12 protein-coding genes are annotated in these 18503 nt (G+C 48.7%); 6 read left to right on the forward strand and 6 right to left on the reverse strand.

The genetic code is table 11. The features are described 5' to 3' along the window. The first annotated feature begins 4 nt into the window (after nucleotides 1-4). From DFR28_RS17615 to DFR28_RS17625, 3 genes are all read left to right on the forward strand, one after another. Entirely contained in the window at nucleotides 5-2620 is a 2616-nt protein-coding gene (locus DFR28_RS17615) for a glycosyltransferase (protein ID WP_113955715.1), read from the forward strand. A 62-nt stretch (nucleotides 2621-2682) separates the two neighbouring features. Beyond that, on the forward strand, nucleotides 2683-3279 hold the full coding sequence (locus tag DFR28_RS17620) for a histidine phosphatase family protein (RefSeq protein WP_113955716.1): 597 nt from the start codon (nucleotides 2683-2685) through the stop codon (nucleotides 3277-3279). A gap of 238 nt (nucleotides 3280-3517) precedes the next feature. Continuing rightward, on the forward strand, nucleotides 3518-4816 hold the full coding sequence (locus DFR28_RS17625) for an NAD(P)/FAD-dependent oxidoreductase (RefSeq protein WP_342773315.1): 1299 nt from the start codon (nucleotides 3518-3520) through the stop codon (nucleotides 4814-4816). A 54-nt stretch (nucleotides 4817-4870) separates the two neighbouring features. Here DFR28_RS17625 and DFR28_RS17630 read toward each other — a convergent pair whose 3' ends face one another. Beyond that, complete coding sequence (locus DFR28_RS17630) at nucleotides 4871-5266, reverse strand: rhodanese-like domain-containing protein (protein ID WP_113955718.1); 396 nt, start codon at nucleotides 5264-5266, stop codon at nucleotides 4871-4873. A gap of 133 nt (nucleotides 5267-5399) precedes the next feature. Here DFR28_RS17630 and DFR28_RS17635 point away from each other — a divergent pair, with 133 nt between their 5' ends. Both DFR28_RS17635 and DFR28_RS17640 read left to right on the forward strand, forming a co-directional pair. Beyond that, nucleotides 5400-6338 carry a helix-turn-helix domain-containing protein gene (locus DFR28_RS17635; protein ID WP_113955719.1) on the forward strand — a complete coding sequence of 313 codons (939 nt, stop codon included), beginning with the start codon at nucleotides 5400-5402 and terminating at the stop codon, nucleotides 6336-6338. A gap of 61 nt (nucleotides 6339-6399) precedes the next feature. Then, a complete protein-coding gene (locus DFR28_RS17640; protein WP_113955720.1) occupies nucleotides 6400-8523 on the forward strand; it encodes a molybdopterin oxidoreductase family protein in 2124 nt (707 codons plus the stop codon). Between the two features lie 122 nt (nucleotides 8524-8645). On the opposite strand, the gene aroC is transcribed toward DFR28_RS17640, so the two are convergent. The 3 genes from aroC to DFR28_RS17655 all read right to left on the reverse strand — a co-directional run bounded on the left by aroC (nucleotide 8646) and on the right by DFR28_RS17655 (nucleotide 13189). After that, complete coding sequence (gene aroC / locus DFR28_RS17645) at nucleotides 8646-9746, reverse strand: chorismate synthase (protein WP_113955721.1); 1101 nt, start codon at nucleotides 9744-9746, stop codon at nucleotides 8646-8648. Continuing rightward, nucleotides 9746-10852 carry an iron-sulfur cluster carrier protein ApbC gene (gene apbC / locus DFR28_RS17650; RefSeq protein ID WP_113955722.1) on the reverse strand — a complete coding sequence of 369 codons (1107 nt, stop codon included), beginning with the start codon at nucleotides 10850-10852 and terminating at the stop codon, nucleotides 9746-9748. Before apbC ends, aroC begins: the two co-directional genes overlap by 1 nt. 171 nt (nucleotides 10853-11023) lie before the next feature. Beyond that, nucleotides 11024-13189: a malate synthase G gene (locus DFR28_RS17655; RefSeq protein WP_113955723.1), complete on the reverse strand. Its 2166-nt coding sequence runs from the start codon at nucleotides 13187-13189 to the stop codon at nucleotides 11024-11026. A 297-nt stretch (nucleotides 13190-13486) separates the two neighbouring features. Here DFR28_RS17655 and DFR28_RS17660 point away from each other — a divergent pair, with 297 nt between their 5' ends. Then, on the forward strand, nucleotides 13487-15082 hold the full coding sequence (locus DFR28_RS17660) for an isocitrate lyase (RefSeq protein WP_113955752.1): 1596 nt from the start codon (nucleotides 13487-13489) through the stop codon (nucleotides 15080-15082). Between the two features lie 216 nt (nucleotides 15083-15298). Here DFR28_RS17660 and DFR28_RS17665 read toward each other — a convergent pair whose 3' ends face one another. Both DFR28_RS17665 and DFR28_RS17670 read right to left on the reverse strand, forming a co-directional pair. Continuing rightward, entirely contained in the window at nucleotides 15299-16186 is an 888-nt protein-coding gene (locus DFR28_RS17665) for a DUF1295 domain-containing protein (protein ID WP_113955724.1), read from the reverse strand. Nucleotides 16187-16304: 118 nt separating this feature from the next. After that, a complete protein-coding gene (locus DFR28_RS17670) occupies nucleotides 16305-18497 on the reverse strand; it encodes a M3 family metallopeptidase (protein WP_113955725.1) in 2193 nt (730 codons plus the stop codon). Nucleotides 18498-18503 lie beyond the last annotated feature (6 nt).

Consider the following 18503-nt stretch of genomic DNA (forward strand, 5'->3'; position numbering starts at 1 on the left):
TGATATGGCTAAGGCAGACCTACACGTACACTCAAAGTACTCCGATTACCCAAGCACTTGGGCACATAAAGCTTACCGCTCACCAGAGAGCTTTACCGAGCCGGAACTGGTTTATCAGCAGGCAAAATCACGAGGCATGGACTTTGTAACCCTGACCGATCATGACGACATCCGTGGCAGCCTTGAACTGGTTCACTTGCATCCTGATGATTGTTTCATCTCATGTGAAATCACCACTTTCTTCCCCGAAGACCAATGCAAGATTCATATTTTGGTGTACGGCATTACCGCAACCCAATACACACAATGTCGTCGCGCCTCAAACAATTTGTACGACCTGCGCGACTATATCATAGCCGAAGATATCGCTTACTCAGTCGCCCACGCCACTTATGACCAAGACGGCCGCTTGAGCTTTGAGCATATTGAAAAACTAGTTGTGCTGTTTGATATATTTGAAATCATTAACGGCGGCTCCAGTGCGCAAAACAATTTGCTTCTGCACAGCTATTTACAAACCCTTGATGAGGAAAAATTAACCGCATTGGCAAGCAAGCATGACCTTACACCAATGAGTGATGACCCTTGGATTAAGGGCTTTACCGGCGGCTCAGACGATCACTGCGGCATCCTCATTGGCACCGCATTTACCCAAGCAGAAGCCCGCGATGTTGGCGAGTTTCTAAGCCAGTTACGCAATAAACACAGTTTAGGAAATGGTTTGCACGGCAGCTTTGAGTCTTATGCCACCGGCGTTATTAAGCACATTCACGACTACCGAATAGATCGCGACTCGGGCTACCACAAGACCAAAATGAATGACTTTCTTGAATTGTTTTTTGACAACAGTGAAGGCAATTTGATCAAGCGCTTCAAAAAGAGTCAATCGCTACGCTATCTTAAAAAGAAGAACACCAAAACTCATAAGGCCTTGCATGCCTTATTACAGCAAATTTCGCAAGACCAGGGCAAAGACATTGCCGCTAAGATACCGCAGACCTACGTACATATCGCGGATATGCACGACGAAATGTTTGGTTCAGTTGTCACGGCGATTAGCAAACACCTGCCCAACGGCGACGTATTTAAGGCGTTTAACAAGCTCGCCACATTATTTCCGATGACACTCTTAGCAACGCCGTTCATCGGCGCAATGCGGCACCAAGTGCTCAAAGCCGATATCAAGCGAGGCCTCATTCAATGTACCCGCCATCAATACACAGAAAAAGCCTTATGGTTCACCGATACGATTGACGACTTAAACGGTGTGTCAATTACCCTACACCAAATCGCCGCGCACAGCGTCAAGCAAGGTTACCAAATGAAACTGGTAACCTGCGTCAATGAAGCCAAGCTTAATTCACCATTACCGAAAAACTGTTTGAACTTTCATCCGGTAAAACAAGTTTCGTTACCCGGTTATGAAACGCAGAAAATTGGCTTTCCATCACTGCTCAACGTAATGCGACGCTTGGTATATGAACAAGCGGATCAAATCATCATATCCACCCCTGGCCCGCTTGGGTTGGCTGCGATGATCTGTGGCAAACTTATGGATATTCCAGTGAAAACGGTCTATCACACAGATTTTGCTGAGCAGATACTAAAGATGACCGAGGAAAATATGTTGGCTAATCTCGCTGATACCTGCGTCAACTTATTCTACAAACAATCAGACCGCGTATTTGTGCCAAGCCAGTTTTACATCGACAAACTCATTCGAGCCGGCTTTGAACCTTCTCGCTTATCAATTTTTCCCCGTGGCATCGATCTGGATTTGTATCGGCCAGCACTGCAAACAAGAGACTTAGCGCGCCGCCACCAATTGCACGGAAGCTTCACATTACTGTTTGCGGGTCGCATTTCAGAAGATAAAAACTTGTCGCTATTGGCACGCGTATTCCAAGACCTGAATCGCCGTAAACCCGGTATGTATAACCTAGTTATTGCCGGCGACGGCCCCGACTTATCGGCACTTAAACAAACGTTGACGGAACAATCCAACGTGTTGTTCACTGGACGCTTGAATGCACAAGAGCTGGTTGAGTGGTATCGCGCTTCAGATTTACTAGTCTTCCCAAGTCATACCGACACCTTCGGCATGGTCGTGCTTGAAGCCCAAGCGTGTGGCTTACCATGCTTGGTCACGGCTACCGGCGGACCGAAAGAAATCATCGATCCCAACACCACCGGACATGTCGTCCACAGCGACGAGTGTGAGGACTGGATTTCGCTAATTCATCAGTATCGCCGCCTCAAAAATAGTAACCCTGAAGACTGGCTTGCACTCAAAACCAACTGCGCTCGCCACGTGCACACACAAAACAATTGGCAGCCGGTATTCGAAGCGGTATTGGGCGAAGCATGTTTACTGCCAGTTAACGAGGTCAGTCAATTAGCCGACGCAAACTCCGCAAAAATGAAAGGCGCCGCAGCCAACGAGGCAAAAGGCGCTGCAGCCAGAGAGCTAGAAAGCGCCGCAGCCAGAGAGCTAGAAAGCGCCGCAGCCAGAGAGCTAGAAAGCGCCGCAGCCAGAGAGATAAAAAGCGCCGCAGCCACAAAAGCAGAAAACACCATGACCGACACAAACGATGACGGCGATCACAATCAAGCCGCATAGCGTCGATGATCATTAAGCAACACGCCACTATTTAACACGCCACAAGAGCTTGGTAACTATCCATGAGAAATCGCTACACACTAATGCGCCACGGCGAAAGCCTAGCGAACCGTAAAGGCCTAATTATCAGTGCACCACACAATGCACTTCATGGATATGGTCTGACGGCCCGCGGAGCCGACCAAGTAATCAACACCGCGGTTAAGTCCCGCGCGAATAGCGATACGCTCATCGTCAGTTCAGATTACCTACGAGCGCGCGAGACAGCCGAGATCGTACACAGCGTGCTAGCTTGTGAAACTCAAATCGTGCTTGAAGAACGTCTGCGCGAGCGTAATTTCGGTGATTGGGAACTGAAGGATCACCGCCATTATGAAAACGTATGGTGTAATGACCTATCTCGCCCCGAGCAATCAACCAACAATGTCGAAACGGTCTACGAAACCTTGTCAAGGGCCCAGTCACTTATTGACGACCTTGAACAACGCTACCACGACGAGTCAATTCTACTGGTCAGTCATGGGGATGTACTGCAGATACTTTTGGCACACTATCACCACCTTAACCCAAGGTTTCACCGCAGTCTATCGTCCATCGGTAATGCTGAATTGCGTTCACTTGCCAAACTTGAACTCGCCGTCAAGCCTTCCGCAGCCTGACGTGACTAAGTTAACCACAATAGAAATAGAAATAAGATAAGGGAATAACAAAAAGGAGCAAGAGTCATTTCCAGCGGCGATGACAAGGAGTATCATCAGCCGAACTGGTTTGCATTGTTGACGCTAACACGTACAACGCTGAGTTGTTCCAGGCAAGTGTTTATTGTGATGTGAGCATTAGCCTGTAATAACTTTTTTGGAAACTCAAATGCAAACCTCAAATCCAAGCACCAAGACGATCCCCCATGTGGTGATTGTCGGCGGTGGTGCGGGCGGACTGGAACTCGCCACCAAATTGGGTCGCAAGCTCGGCCGCAAAAACAAAGCCAACATTACTTTAATTGATCAACACCGAGTCCATATCTGGAAGCCGCTGCTACACGAAGTAGCCACCGGCTCACTCGATACCGAGATAGACGGCATTGTTTACCGGGCCCACGCAGCGCGACATCACTACCACTTTCAGCTCGGCAGCGTGTCGGGAATTGACCGTGAATCCAAACAACTGCATTTAGACGCACTGCTCGATGATAAAGGCGACGTCGTAGTCGATTCTCGGATTGTGGAATACGACACGTTAATTATGGCGATCGGCAGTGTCAGCAATGACTTTGGAACCCCAGGGGTTAGCGAATTTTGCTCGATGCTGGATTCAAAGCAGCAAGCACAGCGCTTTCAGCAAACCTTGCTCAACCTACTACTCAAAAAAAGCCAGTCTGCGTCCGACGATGCAGAACTCTCAGCACTGCGACTCGCGATTGTCGGCGCTGGCGCGACTGGTGTTGAGCTGTCGGCGGAGTTATATCATGTGATAGAAGTCGTCAGCATGTATGACGTAGAAGGCAATGTACTGCCAAAACTCCATATCGACTTAATAGAAGCCGGGCCGCGAATTTTACCAGCACTACCTGAGCGAATCGCCGAATCTGCCGCCACTGAGCTTGAAAAATTAGGTGTTCGCATTCATACCAATACACGCATCACCTCGGCATCGCGCACCGGATTTACCGATGCCGATGATACCCTAATTCCTGCCGACATTATGGTCTGGGCGGCTGGAGTTCGAGCGGCGAACTGGGTCGCTGAAATAGGCCTAGAAGTAAATCGCATCAATCAAATCGTCTGCCTACCCAGTTTAAAAACCAAAACTGACCCCAGCATTTATGCGATTGGTGACTGCTGCTCGATCACTAACCAAGATGGCAAGCCAATTCCGCCCCGAGCACAAGCGGCGCACCAAATGGCCTCCACAGTTGCCGCGAACGTTCTCAGGGAGTTTGCTGGTAAGCCGTTACGCGACTTTAAATACGTGGATTACGGCTCATTGGTCAATCTTTCGCGCTTTTCAACCGTCGGCAGTTTGATGGGTAACTTGATGCGTGGCAGCCTATTTATCGAGGGGCGTATTGCGCGGTTAATGTATTTGTCGTTGTATCGCATGCACCAGCTGGCCGTGCACGGATACATCAAAGGACCATTTATCATCTTGCTAAGTAGCCTCTCTAAAATCATCCGACCGAAAATCAAGCTCCACTAGTTTATGGTTGCTGAGTTGATAGCACGCTCGCCCAGTTAGCCGGCGTGCTATCGATTATCCAACTTCAAGTGAAAAACCCTCATCCAGCCATCCGGTAACCCCGCCAATCATTTTTTTCACTGGCCGACCTAGTTGAGCGAGCTTCAACGCGGCTTTATCAGCGCCATTACAATGCGGACCCGCGCAGTAAACAACAAACAAGGTGTCATTTGGGTAAGCCTGCAAGGTAGCCACTGACAGCCGATGGTGCGGCAAGTTAATTGAGCTCGGAAGATGCCCCGCTTGATACAAAGACTCAGCCCGCACGTCCATTAAAATAAAGTCCTGACGGTTGTTAGAGCAGGCATGGTGCACATCCCAGCAATCGGTTTCAAACGTCAACAATGCGGAAAAATGTTGAATGGCTAGATCACTGTTTGCGGCACTTGGCCTAGAAACGGCTGATGACATATAAACTCACCTTAAGGTCGATAATAATGTGTAGAGCGACAGAATAATCGTTTACCCTTTTAGAGAAAATTGGCCTATAAGTCACTTTTCATCAATAATGAGCCAATTTTCCATATTAACTACCTAATATTCGATGAAACGTGTCGCTATTTTGAGTTTCGACCATATTGCCTTATTTGAACTTGGCTGTGCAGTCGAACTGTTTGCGCTACCTCGTAACGATATCGCCAACTGGTACTTGACCGACGTCGTGAGTTTTTCCGAACAACCCATTACTAGTACGGCCGGAATTACCTTAACGACTAAATCCATTCAATCGCTAGCGCCGTACTCAATGTTAGTCATTCCATCTTGGCCTACACAAGGGTTACCCATACCAACTCCTATAAGCGAACAAGTTACTGAGTTTGCTAAACGCACTGACACCATCACCATCAGTTTTTGCTCAGGAGCCTTTCTATTAGCCGAGCTCGGTCTACTAAATCAGCGCCTCGCGACCACGCACTGGCAATATGCTGACTTGTTTCAACGTCGCTTTCCAGCCGTAGGGTATGCGCATGACGTGTTGTATATCCTCGAGCAGCAATTCGGTTGCTCAGCTGGCAGCGCCGCTGCTATCGACTTGGGATTAGCCGTGATTCGACAGGATTTCGGCTTAGCCATTGCCAATCAAGTAGCGCGCCGATTAGTCATGTCACCACACCGTAAAGGAGGCCAATCACAGTTTGTCGAAATGCCGATGGCTAAACCACACAGCCGTCTCAGTGAAACCTTGGATTGGGCGCTAAGCCAGTTAGCTGAACCTCTGGAAGTCGCGTCTATGGCATCTCATGCTGGCATGTCTAGACGCAGCTTTGACCGACACTTTCGCCGCAGCATGGGTTGTAGCGCTAAAGAGTGGCTGATTACCCAACGCTTAGCCCTAGCACGTCAATTACTCGAACAATCCAGCACCAGCATAGAACAAGTTGCCAGCGCTTGCGGGTTTGAAAGCGCCGCGACCTTACGCCACCACTTCAGCAAATCGCTCGGCGTCAGTCCACGTCAATACCGCGATCAATTCGCACACTGACAAACCACCGTAAGTGAGATATTCTGTCTACAAAATAAAAGAACAATCCGCTGGAGAGAGCATGTCTGAACAAGCAACAACCCACTACCGAGCGTGTCACCTGTGTGAGGCGATCTGCGGTTTAGAGATACGTACCCAAGGCAGCGAAGTCCTGTCGATTCGTGGTGATAAGAATGATCCCGTTAGTCGTGGCTATATTTGCCCGAAAGCCACGGCTATTGCCGACATCCACACTGACCCAGATCGTTTACGAAAGCCGGTTAAGCGAGTCGGTGAAGAATGGCTAGAAATCAGCTGGGATGAAGCCATTGAGCTTACTGCCAAGCGTCTAGTCGAAACCCAGCAGACGCACGGTGCTAACTCGGTCGGCTTTTTTGGCGGTAACCCTGGCGTGCACAACTACGGCAATATGACGCACGGCCCTTTATTGCGCCGAGCTATCAAGACCCGCAATAACTTCTCCGCCACCTCACTCGACCAACTGCCGCATCACCTTACGTCGTATGCGATGTATGGGCATCAATTTTTCTTGCCAATCCCGGATGTCGACCACACTCAATTGATGGTGATTTTTGGTGGCAACCCACTAGCCTCTAATGGCAGCATCATGACCATGCCGGATGCGCCCAAGCGCCTCAAAGCGATACAGCAACGTGGCGGCAAGCTGGTTGTAGTTGACCCTCGCCGCACAGAAACCGCCGACATAGCTGATCAACACTTATTCGTTAAACCTGGCCAAGACGCCTATGTATTAATGGCGATAATTAACCTATTGTTCAAAGAAAATTGGTTAAAAACCGAGCACTTAAGTGCTCATCTTGACGGTCTCGATACCGTTCGACAAGCCGTATCTGGTTTCTCGGTCGATCTCGCCACCAAACAATCAGGTATTCCTGCCGAAGCGATTCGTCAATTAGCCTATGACCTCGCACACACTGAGCAAGCAGTCATATATGGGCGCATGGGCGTTTCAGTACAAGAATTCGGTGCACTGTGTCAGTGGGCAATTCAGATCATAAATATTCTAATCGGCGCGCTCGACTCAGTTGGCGGCTCTTTACTGACTTCGCCTGCTTTTGGTTACGTCAAAAAAGGGCTCAACGCGGGCGGACATTTTGACCTATTCCAATCGCGCGTCAGCGGCCTCCCTGAGTTCGCTGGTGAGTTACCCGCAGTGACCATGGCAGAAGAAATATCAACCCCTGGCGACGGACAAATTCGTGCCATGGTAACGATTGCTGGCAATCCGCTGATCTCGAGTGCCAATGGTTCAGAGTTAAGCGCTGCCTTCGAAGGTTTAGACTTTTTTCTAGCCATCGACTTTTACATTAATGCAACCACGCAACACGCCGATGTAATTCTGCCACCGACGGGTCCACTCGAACACGATCACTACGATATCGCATTTTTACGTTTAGCCGTGCACGACAGCGCGCGCTACAACCCAGCGGTGTTTGAGCCCGCTGAAGGCGCATTGCATGATTGGCAAATATACAATGCGCTAGCGGCCAAAATTTGCGAACTGAAAGGCACCGAATTCCGCCCTCTTCCAGCGCCAGATCAACTGGTCGCGCATGGCATTGCTGAAGGTGAATACGGCGCAGAAAAAAATCCACAAATTAGTTTGACGATGGATAAGCTGAAGCAGTCCCCACACGGTGTAGACCTTGGCCCACTGCGCCCAGGCTTACTCGAACGTTTGTGTACCGAAGACGGAAAAATTCATTGTGCACCAGACTTTCTCATCAATGATCTCAAGCGCCTGCAAGACAGCGCTGGTCAGCTTGATGCCGATAAATTGCTCTTAATCGGTCGTCGCCATGTGCGTAGCAATAACTCCTGGATGCATAATTACCATCGATTAGTTAAAGGTAAGCCACGCTGGCAACTAATGATGCACCCTGACGATTTGGCTCAACGTGGAATTGCCAGTGACTCTCAAGTCACAATTGAATCGCGCGTCGGTAGCGTCACCACTACGGTGATCGCCACCGATGAGGTAATGCCCGGCGTAGTCAGTTTACCGCATGGTTGGGGACACAAAGGTCGCGGTGTGAAAATGGAAATTGCCTCACAACAAGATGGCGTGAACTGCAACGAACTCACCGATGACAAGTTAATCGACAAACTTTCTGGTAATGCGGCGTTAAACGGGGTTCCGGTCCAGGTGAGACTAGCGAGTTAAAGCAGAAGGGTTAGGAATGAGAGTTCGACTACCTTGTCGAACTCTCATTGGCTTACGCTTAACGACTTACATCACTAACGACTTACACGATGCACCGTTAGGCCATAGAATACTAAGCTTAATTACCCACGTCGGGCTGGAATAGCCGGTGTCGCCACTGACACATCAGCATTTTGCGCTCGATGTCTAAGGTAGTGGTCCATCAAGACTATTGCCAACATCGCCTCAGCAATCGGTACAGCGCGAATGCCCACGCAAGGATCATGTCGTCCCTTGGTAACCACTTCAACAGGTTTACCGTGGATATCAATACTGTTGCCGGGCTTGGTGATACTCGAAGTCGGTTTTAACGCTAGGCTCGCGACCACATCTTGACCCGACGAAATTCCGCCTAAGATACCACCGGCATTATTGCTCGCAAATCCGTCTGGAAATAGTTCATCGCGGTGCTCAGAACCGCGCTGCATAACGCTATCAAAGCCAGCACCAATTTCGACCCCTTTCACCGCATTAATACTCATTAACGCCTTGGCGATATCGGCATCCAACTCGTTGAAAACTGGCTCGCCCAAGCCAACCGGCACATTGCTCGCGACCACCGTGATCTTAGCACCAACCGAGTCACCGTCACGGCGCAACTGTGTGATCAGCGCTTCCATATCGGCAACTTTATCAACATCGGGACAATTGAATGGATTATTAGCGATTTCCGAAAAATCTATCTTTTCCGCTTTAACGTTACCCATTTGCGCTAGATACGCGCGAATTTGAATACCTTCTTTTTCAGCTAAGTACTTTTTTGCAATACCGCCAGCTGCCACGATCATCGCCGTAGTGCGCGCAGAAGAGCGACCACCACCACGATAGTCACGATTGCCATACTTATGGTGATACGTGTAATCGGCATGACCGGGTCTAAAGGTATCCATAATGTTGGAATAGTCCTTCGACTTTTGATCAGTATTGTGGATGATCATGCCAATCGAGGTACCAGTGGTTTTACCCTCGAATACCCCGGAGAAAATTTGTACTTCGTCAGGTTCACGCCGCTGGGTCGTAAACTTGGATTGGCCAGGCTTGCGGCGATCTAAATCCGGCTGTAGATCGGCTTCGGTAAGCCCTAGATTAGGTGGGCATCCGTCTACGATACAACCAATTCCTTTGCCGTGGCTCTCGCCAAACGTGGTTACTCGAAACAACTTACCAATGCTACTGTCACTCATTAGCTATTCTCCACCACGATCTTCGGAAATGATGCGCTGAAATCTTTCTTTTTAGCCGATAACTTGCCAGCAACTTTAAGCGCAATCGACAAGTAGCGCTTAGCGGTTGCCGATTCAGGTTGCGCAACCACAGTTGGTGTGCCGGAATCCGCCAATTCACGAATCGCCATCTCAAGTGGTATATTGCCGAGCACATCTAACTTATATTCATCGGCCATTTTCTGCGCGCCGAGCGAACCAAAGATCGCTTCTTCATGACCGCACTGGGTACAAATATGCGTGCTCATATTTTCAATCACGCCAAACACCGGCACGTCCACCTTCTCAAACATCTTATAGGCCTTGCGCGCATCCAACAAAGCCATATCTTGCGGCGTCGTCACGATTACCGCGCCAGATACCGGCACTTTTTGCGACAGTGTCAGCTGAATATCACCAGTGCCCGGCGGCAGATCAATCACTAAGTAGTCAATTTCGTTGCCATCGTTTGCCCAATCCGTACCGCGCAGCATTTGTTCCAATGCTTGCGTCACCATCGGACCACGCCAGATCATTGGCGTATCGTCTTCGATCAAGAAGCCAATCGACATAACTTTAATGCCGTGGTTCTGCATCGGCAGTAGCATTTTGTTGTCGAGCGCTTCTGGCTTGCCTTTAATACCGAGCATGCGCGGTTGACTCGGCCCGTAGATATCCGCATCCAAGATCGCCACACGCGCGCCGGATGCTGATAGCGCCAGCGCTAAATTAGCTGAAACCGTTGATTTGCCCACGCCACCTTTACCTGAAGCGACCGCAATTATGTTTTTGATACCCGCAACCGCTGGTACGCCGGTTTGCGCCGAATGCGAGATGATCTCTTGCTCAATGACAACTTCCAAGGCGCGCTCGCCCAATGGTACATCGCGCAACGAATCACGCACTAAGCTGGCTAATTCGTCGATCACCGCGGCAACTGGGTAGCCTCGACTCAGAGAGATAACAACTTCTGCTTCATTCACCTTGACCGATTTCAACGATCTTCCAGCAGTGAGCTTTGCGTTTGTATAAGGGTCAGTCACCGAATGCAGTTGATTAGTGACGGCAGTAATTATTTGGTCAGACATGCTAGCCGAGTTTGGGGAATACGTAGGAGCGTAATGCTACCACTGTGCACGTCATTACGCTACGCACACAAGCGCTTCATTGCTTGCACATCAATGCACTTAGACACAACGTGTCATGAAGTGGGGCTACCCGAATATAAACAGCCCCACTAGAATACAAGCGAGTCGCGATTAACTGGCTTTCAACTTGAGACGATACTCGTGTAGCAATGGTTCGGTATAGCCGTTTGGTTGCTGCTTCCCTTGTAGCACCAAGGCCAACGCAGCTTGATACGCAATGCTATCTGGGTTGCCCGCCATCGGCCGATAGTTCGAATCATGTCGGTTTTGTTGGTCGACCACGGCCGCCATACGCTCGAAAGTCTCATGAATCTGGTCGATAGTAGTGATTCCATGCTCCAGCCAATTCGCCATATGCTGGCTCGAGATACGCAGCGTCGCACGATCTTCCATCAGACCGACATTATTGATATCTGGCACCTTAGAACAACCAACACCTTGATCAATCCAGCGCACCACATAACCCAATATCCCTTGCGCGTTATTATCTAATTCTCGCTGAATATCTTGTGCTGACCAAGCGTCTGGATCATGACTCAACGGCACTGTCAAAATATCGTCTAAAGAGGCACGCTTGCGAGATTTCAATGCCTCTTGAACCTCAAATACCGAAACTTGATGATAATGGATAGAGTGCAAGGTTGCGCCATTTGGCGATGGAACCCATGCGGTGTTTGCACCTGATTTAGGGTGGCCAATTTTAGCATCGAGCATGGCGGCCATTTCATCAGGCATAGCCCACATTCCTTTACCAATCTGAGCCTTACCCGGTAGCCCACAAGCCAGGCCGATGTCGACATTCCAATCCTCATAGGCCGTAATCCATGGTTGCTGCTTAATTTCTGCCTTGGTCGCCATTGGACCCAACAACATGCTGGTGTGTATTTCATCACCGGTTCGGTCTAAAAAGCCGGTATTAATGAAAACCACTCGGTCTTTAACGGCGCGAATACACTCTTTTAGGTTTACCGTGGTGCGACGCTCTTCATCCATCACACCGATCTTCACTGTGTGCCGCGCTAAACCGAGCTCATCTTCCACTCGATTAAACAGCGTATTGGCAAACGCGACTTCCTTGGGACCATGCATTTTGGGTTTAACAATGTAAACACTCCCGGTGCGAGAATTACGCAATTCACCAGTGTGCTGTAGGTCATGTAGCGCAATTAGCACACTAATCATGGCATCCATGATGCCTTCTTGAACCTCGACGCCATTTTGATCTAATACCGCAGGGTTTGACATCAAGTGTCCAACGTTACGACAAAACAACAAACTCCGCCCAGGCAATACCAACTGTGAGCCATCCAATGCCGTGTAAGTTTTGTCCGCGGTCAAGGTTCGTGTCAGAGACTCACCACCTTTTTGAAAGGCTTCGACAAGGTCTCCACGCATCAACCCCAGCCAATTACGATACACACCAACTTTATCTTGCGCATCCACCGCGGCCACTGAATCCTCGAAGTCTTGAATGGTGGTAAGCGCTGCTTCACAGCTCAAATCAGACACGCCAGCCCGATCGGTTTTGCCAATCGGAGACTGGGGATCAATCTGAATCGCAACATGTAAACCGTTTTGCTTAAGCAGAATTGCCGTTGGGAACTGCGCGTCTCCTTGATACCCAATACATTGACTCGGGTCTTGCAGACGACCTAATATGCCATTATCGGCTTCAGCGACCAGACCATCTTGATCAACACGATAAGCGATGACATCAGCATGTGTTCCATCAACTAAGGCAAAATGGGCATCCAAGAAGTCTCGGCAGAATTTAATTACTTTAGCACCGCGTACTGGGTTGTAAGCACCAGCTCGCGCGGCGCCGTCTTGCTCTGAAATGGCATCGGTTCCATAGAGCGCGTCATACAAACTCCCCCATCGAGCATTCGTTGCATTTAATGCGAACCGAGCGTTAGAAGTCGGAACCACCAATTGGGGGCCGGCTTGCTCGGCAATCTCTGTATCCACATTCTCGGTGGCAATTTCGAAGTCCTCGCCCTCTTCTACTAAATAACCGATCTCTTTTAAAAAAGCTTTGTAGACGGCAGGGTCAAAACAATTTCGATTTTGTTGATTCCATGTATCGAGCTGAGCTTGAATCGAATCACGCTCACTTAATAAGGCGCGGTTTATCGGGCTTAGCTCGTGCACCACATTCGAGAACGATTGCCAAAATTGACCTGCCGACACCGTCAAACCCGGCAAGGCTTCTTGTTCAATAAAGTCGACCAGCTGTTGATCGACGTCTAATTCGGCACGTTTAATGTAATTACTCATGATTTTTGTCTCTATCTACGGAAGCCAGATTTGTTTGTTAATAAACAACCTTTTAGCAAATTTTACACATGAGTCGGCTACTCTGTCTGAATGACTACTATTTGCAATATGAATAAACCAGCCAAAAAGCAGAAAAATGGTGAATATGGCCACCTTTATTCAAATTGCGAATGACAATCATACCGATAGGATTATTCCTGAAGCGCCCTGTCAACGATATTGTGGGCTCATCAGAAACAAATGCACCAACTTCCACGAATCCTAATGAACCAACTAGTTAACAAGCAGGAGATGAAGATGTCTACCTACAAACAAGCGATTGAGGCCAATGAGCGCTTAATCAACGAAAACGGAACAACCTTTGCCGGCATCAATCCAGAATATGCGGCACGTATGAAACTGCAAAATCGGTTTCAAACCGGCTTAGAGATTGCTAAGTACACAGCTGGCATTATGCGCCAAGACATGGCTGACTACGATGCCGACTCAGCCCAATACACACAATCATTGGGTTGCTGGCACGGATTTATTGCACAGCAAAAAATGATTGCTGTGAAGAAACACCACGGCACCACTAGCAAGCGCTACTTATATTTGTCAGGCTGGATGATTGCGGCATTGCGTTCAGAGTTTGGACCGCTTCCAGACCAATCTATGCACGAGAAAACCAGCGTACCAAAGTTAATTGAGGAGCTGTATACCTTTTTACGTCAGGCTGATGCTCGTGAGTTACGCCATCTTTTCAAAGAACTCGATGCAGCACGTGCCGCAGGAAACAATGCTAAAGCAGCTGAAGTTCAACATCATATCGATAATTTCGAAACACATGTAGTGCCAATCATTGCCGACATTGACGCAGGCTTTGGTAACGAAGAAGCGACCTACCTGCTTGCAAAACAAATGATTGAAGCCGGCGCATGTGCCATTCAAATCGAAAATCAGGTATCTGATGAAAAGCAATGTGGGCACCAAGACGGAAAAGTAACCGTGCCACATTCTGACTTTCTTGCCAAAATTCGAGCAGTTCGCTATGCCTTCCTAGAACTTGGTGTTGATGATGGCGTTATTGTTGCGCGAACCGACTCCTTAGGTGCCGGTCTTACCAAGCAGATCGCTGTTACTAATGAGCCCGGCGATATCGGCGATCAATACAACGCGTATTTGGATTGCGAAGAATTAACACCTGGTCAAATGAACAATGGCGATGTTGTCATTCATCGTGGCGGTAGCCTGGTTCGACCTAAACGTTTGCCAAGCGGCCTGTTTCAGTTCAAAGAAGGCACTGGTGAAGATCGTTGCGTACTTGACTGCATTACCAGCTTACAGAATGGTGCTGACCTAATTTGGATCGAGACCGAAAAGCCACATGTGGGTCAAATCGGCAACATGGTTAATCGAATCCGTGAAGTTGTGCCAGATGCAAAATTGGTCTACAACAACTCACCATCGTTTAACTGGACATTGAGCTTTCGCCAACAAGCCTACGACGCAATGGTCGAAGCCGGCGATGATGTGAGCAAATACAATCGAGATGAATTGATGGATGTCAAATATGACACATCCGATCTAGCCATACGCGCCGACCAAATGATTCAGAACTTTCAACGTGATGGCGCCGCTCAAGCGGGTATCTTCCACCACCTGATCACTTTACCGACTTATCACACTGCGGCCTTGTCTACCGACAATCTAGCCAAAGGTTATTTTGGCGAAGAAGGCATGTTGGCCTATGTCAAAGGTGTACAGCGTAAAGAGATTCGTGAAGGTCTAGCCTGTGTTAAGCACCAAGATATGGCGGGCTCTAACATTGGTGATGATCATAAAGAATACTTCTCTGGTGACGCGGCACTAAAAGCGGCTGGAGAAGACAACACGATGAACCAGTTTGGCTAACTAAAGGGGAAAACCCTGAATTAGCACAAAGAAGGGAACATAAGGAATATGTTTCGTGGAGCTAAAGAGGCAATCTCAGTTTTCTGAGGTTGCCTCTTTTTTTATATAACGAGGGACCCACCTTACCGCTAAACTAATGGGACTAATCCATAACGGTATTAGCGTTAGAAGCCCCATCACACACGGCGATACTCACGATAATAGTCGGGCTTAGCTTTAATTCGAGTCAGATTTACGTGGCGGCATAGGAATTAGCCGAGGCGTGTTTTCAACGTAGGCTTGATAAGCAGGATCGTCGCCCCATCGTTCAGTGCCCTTCTCCGCCAGCAGTGGTATGCCACTGACACGGGTCAACAATAGGTACACAAACACCGGAGAAATCAGCGTAAGCCATTGAGGTCCTTGTAAAATAGGTATCGCAATTACCGCAACACCACTCCACAATAAGATTTCGCCAAAATAATTCGGGTGCCGAGACCAGCTCCATAGGCCGGACTGTATAAATCGTCCACGATTATCCGGGTTTTGCTTAAAACGACGTTTTTGCGCATCGGCGATTACTTCGCATAGAAAGCCCGTTACCCACATGGCAATCCCGAGCGTTCCAATAACCCCTAGCGCTAGCTGCTTCTCGCTAGTAATTACTGCCAACGCCGCGGCCGCGGTAAACAATACCCAAAGTGCTTGTAGCGTCCATGCGAAAAAGAAACTCAACGGCTTTACTTTTATCTCATCAAAACGATCATCAGCTCCGTCACTGCGAATCCTTAAGAATAGAAAACTACCAAGCCGCATCGCCCAAACCGCGACCATCGCCGCCACAATCAACGCACGATCACTGGTGTTCCCGCTTAACAACAGCGCCACCACAATCAATGTTAAATACGTCAGACTACCGGTTAGATCGTAGTATTTTTCAGTCTGTGCGGCATTGGCAGGAATGAATGCGAGCCAGTTGATTAGAAAAGCCAAGAAACCGCACACCGCAAATACCGGCACAATCCCAAGCCGCACACTGCCGGAACCACCAGCCCAACTTAGCAACAAGCCAATCGAAACAATGACGATTAGCCCTATAACAACAGTTTTCTTATCGCGCTTCATAGTAAATTTTCAGTAGTTGTTTTGAGCAAGAATACACAGCTTCGTGCAACGTTGTGTATAACCATAAAAAAGGCCTGTCGAGTACACTCAACAGGCCTTCATTGCTTAGATCCGCGCGTTATTTTTTAGCGCCGGTCAAGCCTTTACGTTCCAACAAGGGTTGAATATCAGGATCTGCTCCACGGAAGGTTTTAAAGATCGTCATAGCATCTTCAGACCCACCACGCGATAGCAAAGTTTTACGGAAATGATCGCCGTTTTCACGCTTTAATCCACCATTTTCTTTAAACCATTCGACCGAATCGGCGTCCAGTACCTCACTCCAAATATACGAGTAATAGCCAGCTGAGTAACCGCCCATTATGTGCGAAAAATAAGTAGTGCGATAACGTGGAGGCACTTGATCCATTTTGGCGCCAACTTTTTCCAGTGCATTCGCCTCAAACTCAAGCACACCATCCGCGCTTGGCACCTGATCAGGGGTCAATTGATGCCACGCTTGATCGAGCAACGAGGCCGCCAAATATTCAGTGGTCGCATAGCCTTGGTTAAACTTAGAGCTCGCCAGCACTTTATCCAGCAGTTCTCTCGGCATCGGTTCTCCGGTCTCATAGTGAGTCGCATAGTTGGCTAAGATTTCTGGCCAATCAGCCCACATTTCATTAACTTGCGATGGATATTCAACAAAATCGCGTGGTACCGAGGTACCCGAGAAGCTTGGGTATTTCACATCCGAAAACATGCCGTGCAAGGCGTGTCCAAACTCATGAAACATGGTTGTAACTTCGTCCCACGTTAGCAAAGTGGGCTCACCAGCGGGCGGCTTGGGCACGTTCAAGTGATTAGCCACAACCGGCTTTCTATCTAACAAGTTTGACTGCGGTACATAGGCGTTCATCCATGCACCACCACGCTTCGACTCACGCGCATAGAAGTCTTGGATAAACAGCGCTAACGTGGAACCGTCTGCATCAAACACCTCCCACACTTTGACGTCTTCGTGGTAAGTCGGCAGATCAGTGCGCTGCTTAAAGGTTAAGCCATACAGCTTCTCAGCGGCATGAAACACACCATTAACCAACACGTTTTCCATTTCAAGATACGGTTTAAGCTGAGACTCATCGAAGTTGTATCGCTTGGCGCGTAACTTCTCGGTGTAAAAATCCCAGTCCCAAGCTTGAATATCAATGTCGTCGCCCAACTCGGTCGCTAGAGCTTGAAGGTCCGCTAATTCAGCCTTAGCATTAGCAACCGCAGGCGGTGCCAGTGTGGCTAGGCGCTGGTTAACTGCTTCAGTCGTTTGCGCTGTTTGATTGACCAGCTGGTAGGCCGCGTGATTCGCAAAGCCCAACAGTTGAGCTCGTTCAGCGCGTAGCTTAAATATCTTCGTGACCAACTCTCGGTTATCGTAATCACCGCCGGAACTTCCACGACCCAATGAGGTTTTCAGGATACGCTCACGAACCGCTCGATTTTGTAGCGACGACAAAGAAGGTTGCTGACTGGTGTTCAGCAATGGCACCACGTACTTCCCTTCCATTTCCCGAGCTTTTCCTGCTTCTAACGCTGATGCAATCTGCCCTTCCGACAAACCAGCAAGCTCTTCTGCGCTGTCCAGCACAATCGCATTTGAATTAACTTCTTCCAATACATTCGAACTAAATTGAGTAGTTAATGTTGCTAATTCAGAGTTGTACGCTTTTAACTTTTCTTTATCTTCAGGAGACAGCTCAGCTCCAGCACCAATGAAGTCTTTATAGGTTTCTGTCACTAAGCGCTTAGACTCAGCGTCCAACTCGAGATCAGCCAAGGAATCATGGATCGTTTTAACCCGTGCAAATAATGCAGGATTCAACAAGATTGCATCGGAATGCGCTGAGAGCTTCGGTGCCACGTCAGCCCGTACAGCCTTGATGTCATCGTTGGTATGCGCGGAAGAAAGCGCATAAAACACTCGTGAAACTCGTGCCAAGGTCGCGCCACTTTTCTCAAATGGAATAAACGTGTTATCAAAAGTAGCGGGTTCGGGGTTGTTCACAATTGCTTCAATTTCAGCAATTTGTTCGCTCATGCCTCGCTCAAACGCTGGGGCATAATGATCATTTTTGATTTGATCAAATGGCGGATACATCATGAACAGGTCGCTCTCGGCGAAAAATGGGTTAGATTCGGCCACGGTATTCGCCACCGCTGGGGCTGTGTCAGCAACTTCAGCCTGCGAACTAACTGGAGCGTCCGCTGGTTTCTCTGATTGATTACAAGCCGCAGCACTCAGGCACATTGCCATCGTCGCAATAAGTGTTTTTTTCATGGAATT

The organism is Arenicella xantha, from assembly GCF_003315245.1.
GTDB lineage: Bacteria > Pseudomonadota > Gammaproteobacteria > Arenicellales > Arenicellaceae > Arenicella > Arenicella xantha.

Excerpts from the sequence above, each read along its gene's own strand:
- DFR28_RS17615 (WP_113955715.1), top strand. The coding sequence starts at position 5 with ATGGCTAAGGCAGACCTACACGTACACTCAAAGTACTCCGATTACCCA.
- DFR28_RS17620 (WP_113955716.1), top strand. The coding sequence starts at position 2,683 with ATGAGAAATCGCTACACACTAATGCGCCACGGCGAAAGCCTAGCGAAC.
- DFR28_RS17630 (WP_113955718.1), bottom strand. The coding sequence starts at position 5,266 with ATGTCATCAGCCGTTTCTAGGCCAAGTGCCGCAAACAGTGATCTAGCC.
- DFR28_RS17635 (WP_113955719.1), top strand. The coding sequence starts at position 5,400 with ATGAAACGTGTCGCTATTTTGAGTTTCGACCATATTGCCTTATTTGAA.
- DFR28_RS17640 (WP_113955720.1), top strand. The coding sequence starts at position 6,400 with ATGTCTGAACAAGCAACAACCCACTACCGAGCGTGTCACCTGTGTGAG.
- aroC (WP_113955721.1), bottom strand. The coding sequence starts at position 9,746 with ATGAGTGACAGTAGCATTGGTAAGTTGTTTCGAGTAACCACGTTTGGC.
- apbC (WP_113955722.1), bottom strand. The coding sequence starts at position 10,852 with ATGTCTGACCAAATAATTACTGCCGTCACTAATCAACTGCATTCGGTG.
- DFR28_RS17655 (WP_113955723.1), bottom strand. The coding sequence starts at position 13,189 with ATGAGTAATTACATTAAACGTGCCGAATTAGACGTCGATCAACAGCTG.
- DFR28_RS17660 (WP_113955752.1), top strand. The coding sequence starts at position 13,487 with ATGTCTACCTACAAACAAGCGATTGAGGCCAATGAGCGCTTAATCAAC.
- DFR28_RS17665 (WP_113955724.1), bottom strand. The coding sequence starts at position 16,186 with ATGAAGCGCGATAAGAAAACTGTTGTTATAGGGCTAATCGTCATTGTT.
- DFR28_RS17670 (WP_113955725.1), bottom strand. The coding sequence starts at position 18,497 with ATGAAAAAAACACTTATTGCGACGATGGCAATGTGCCTGAGTGCTGCG.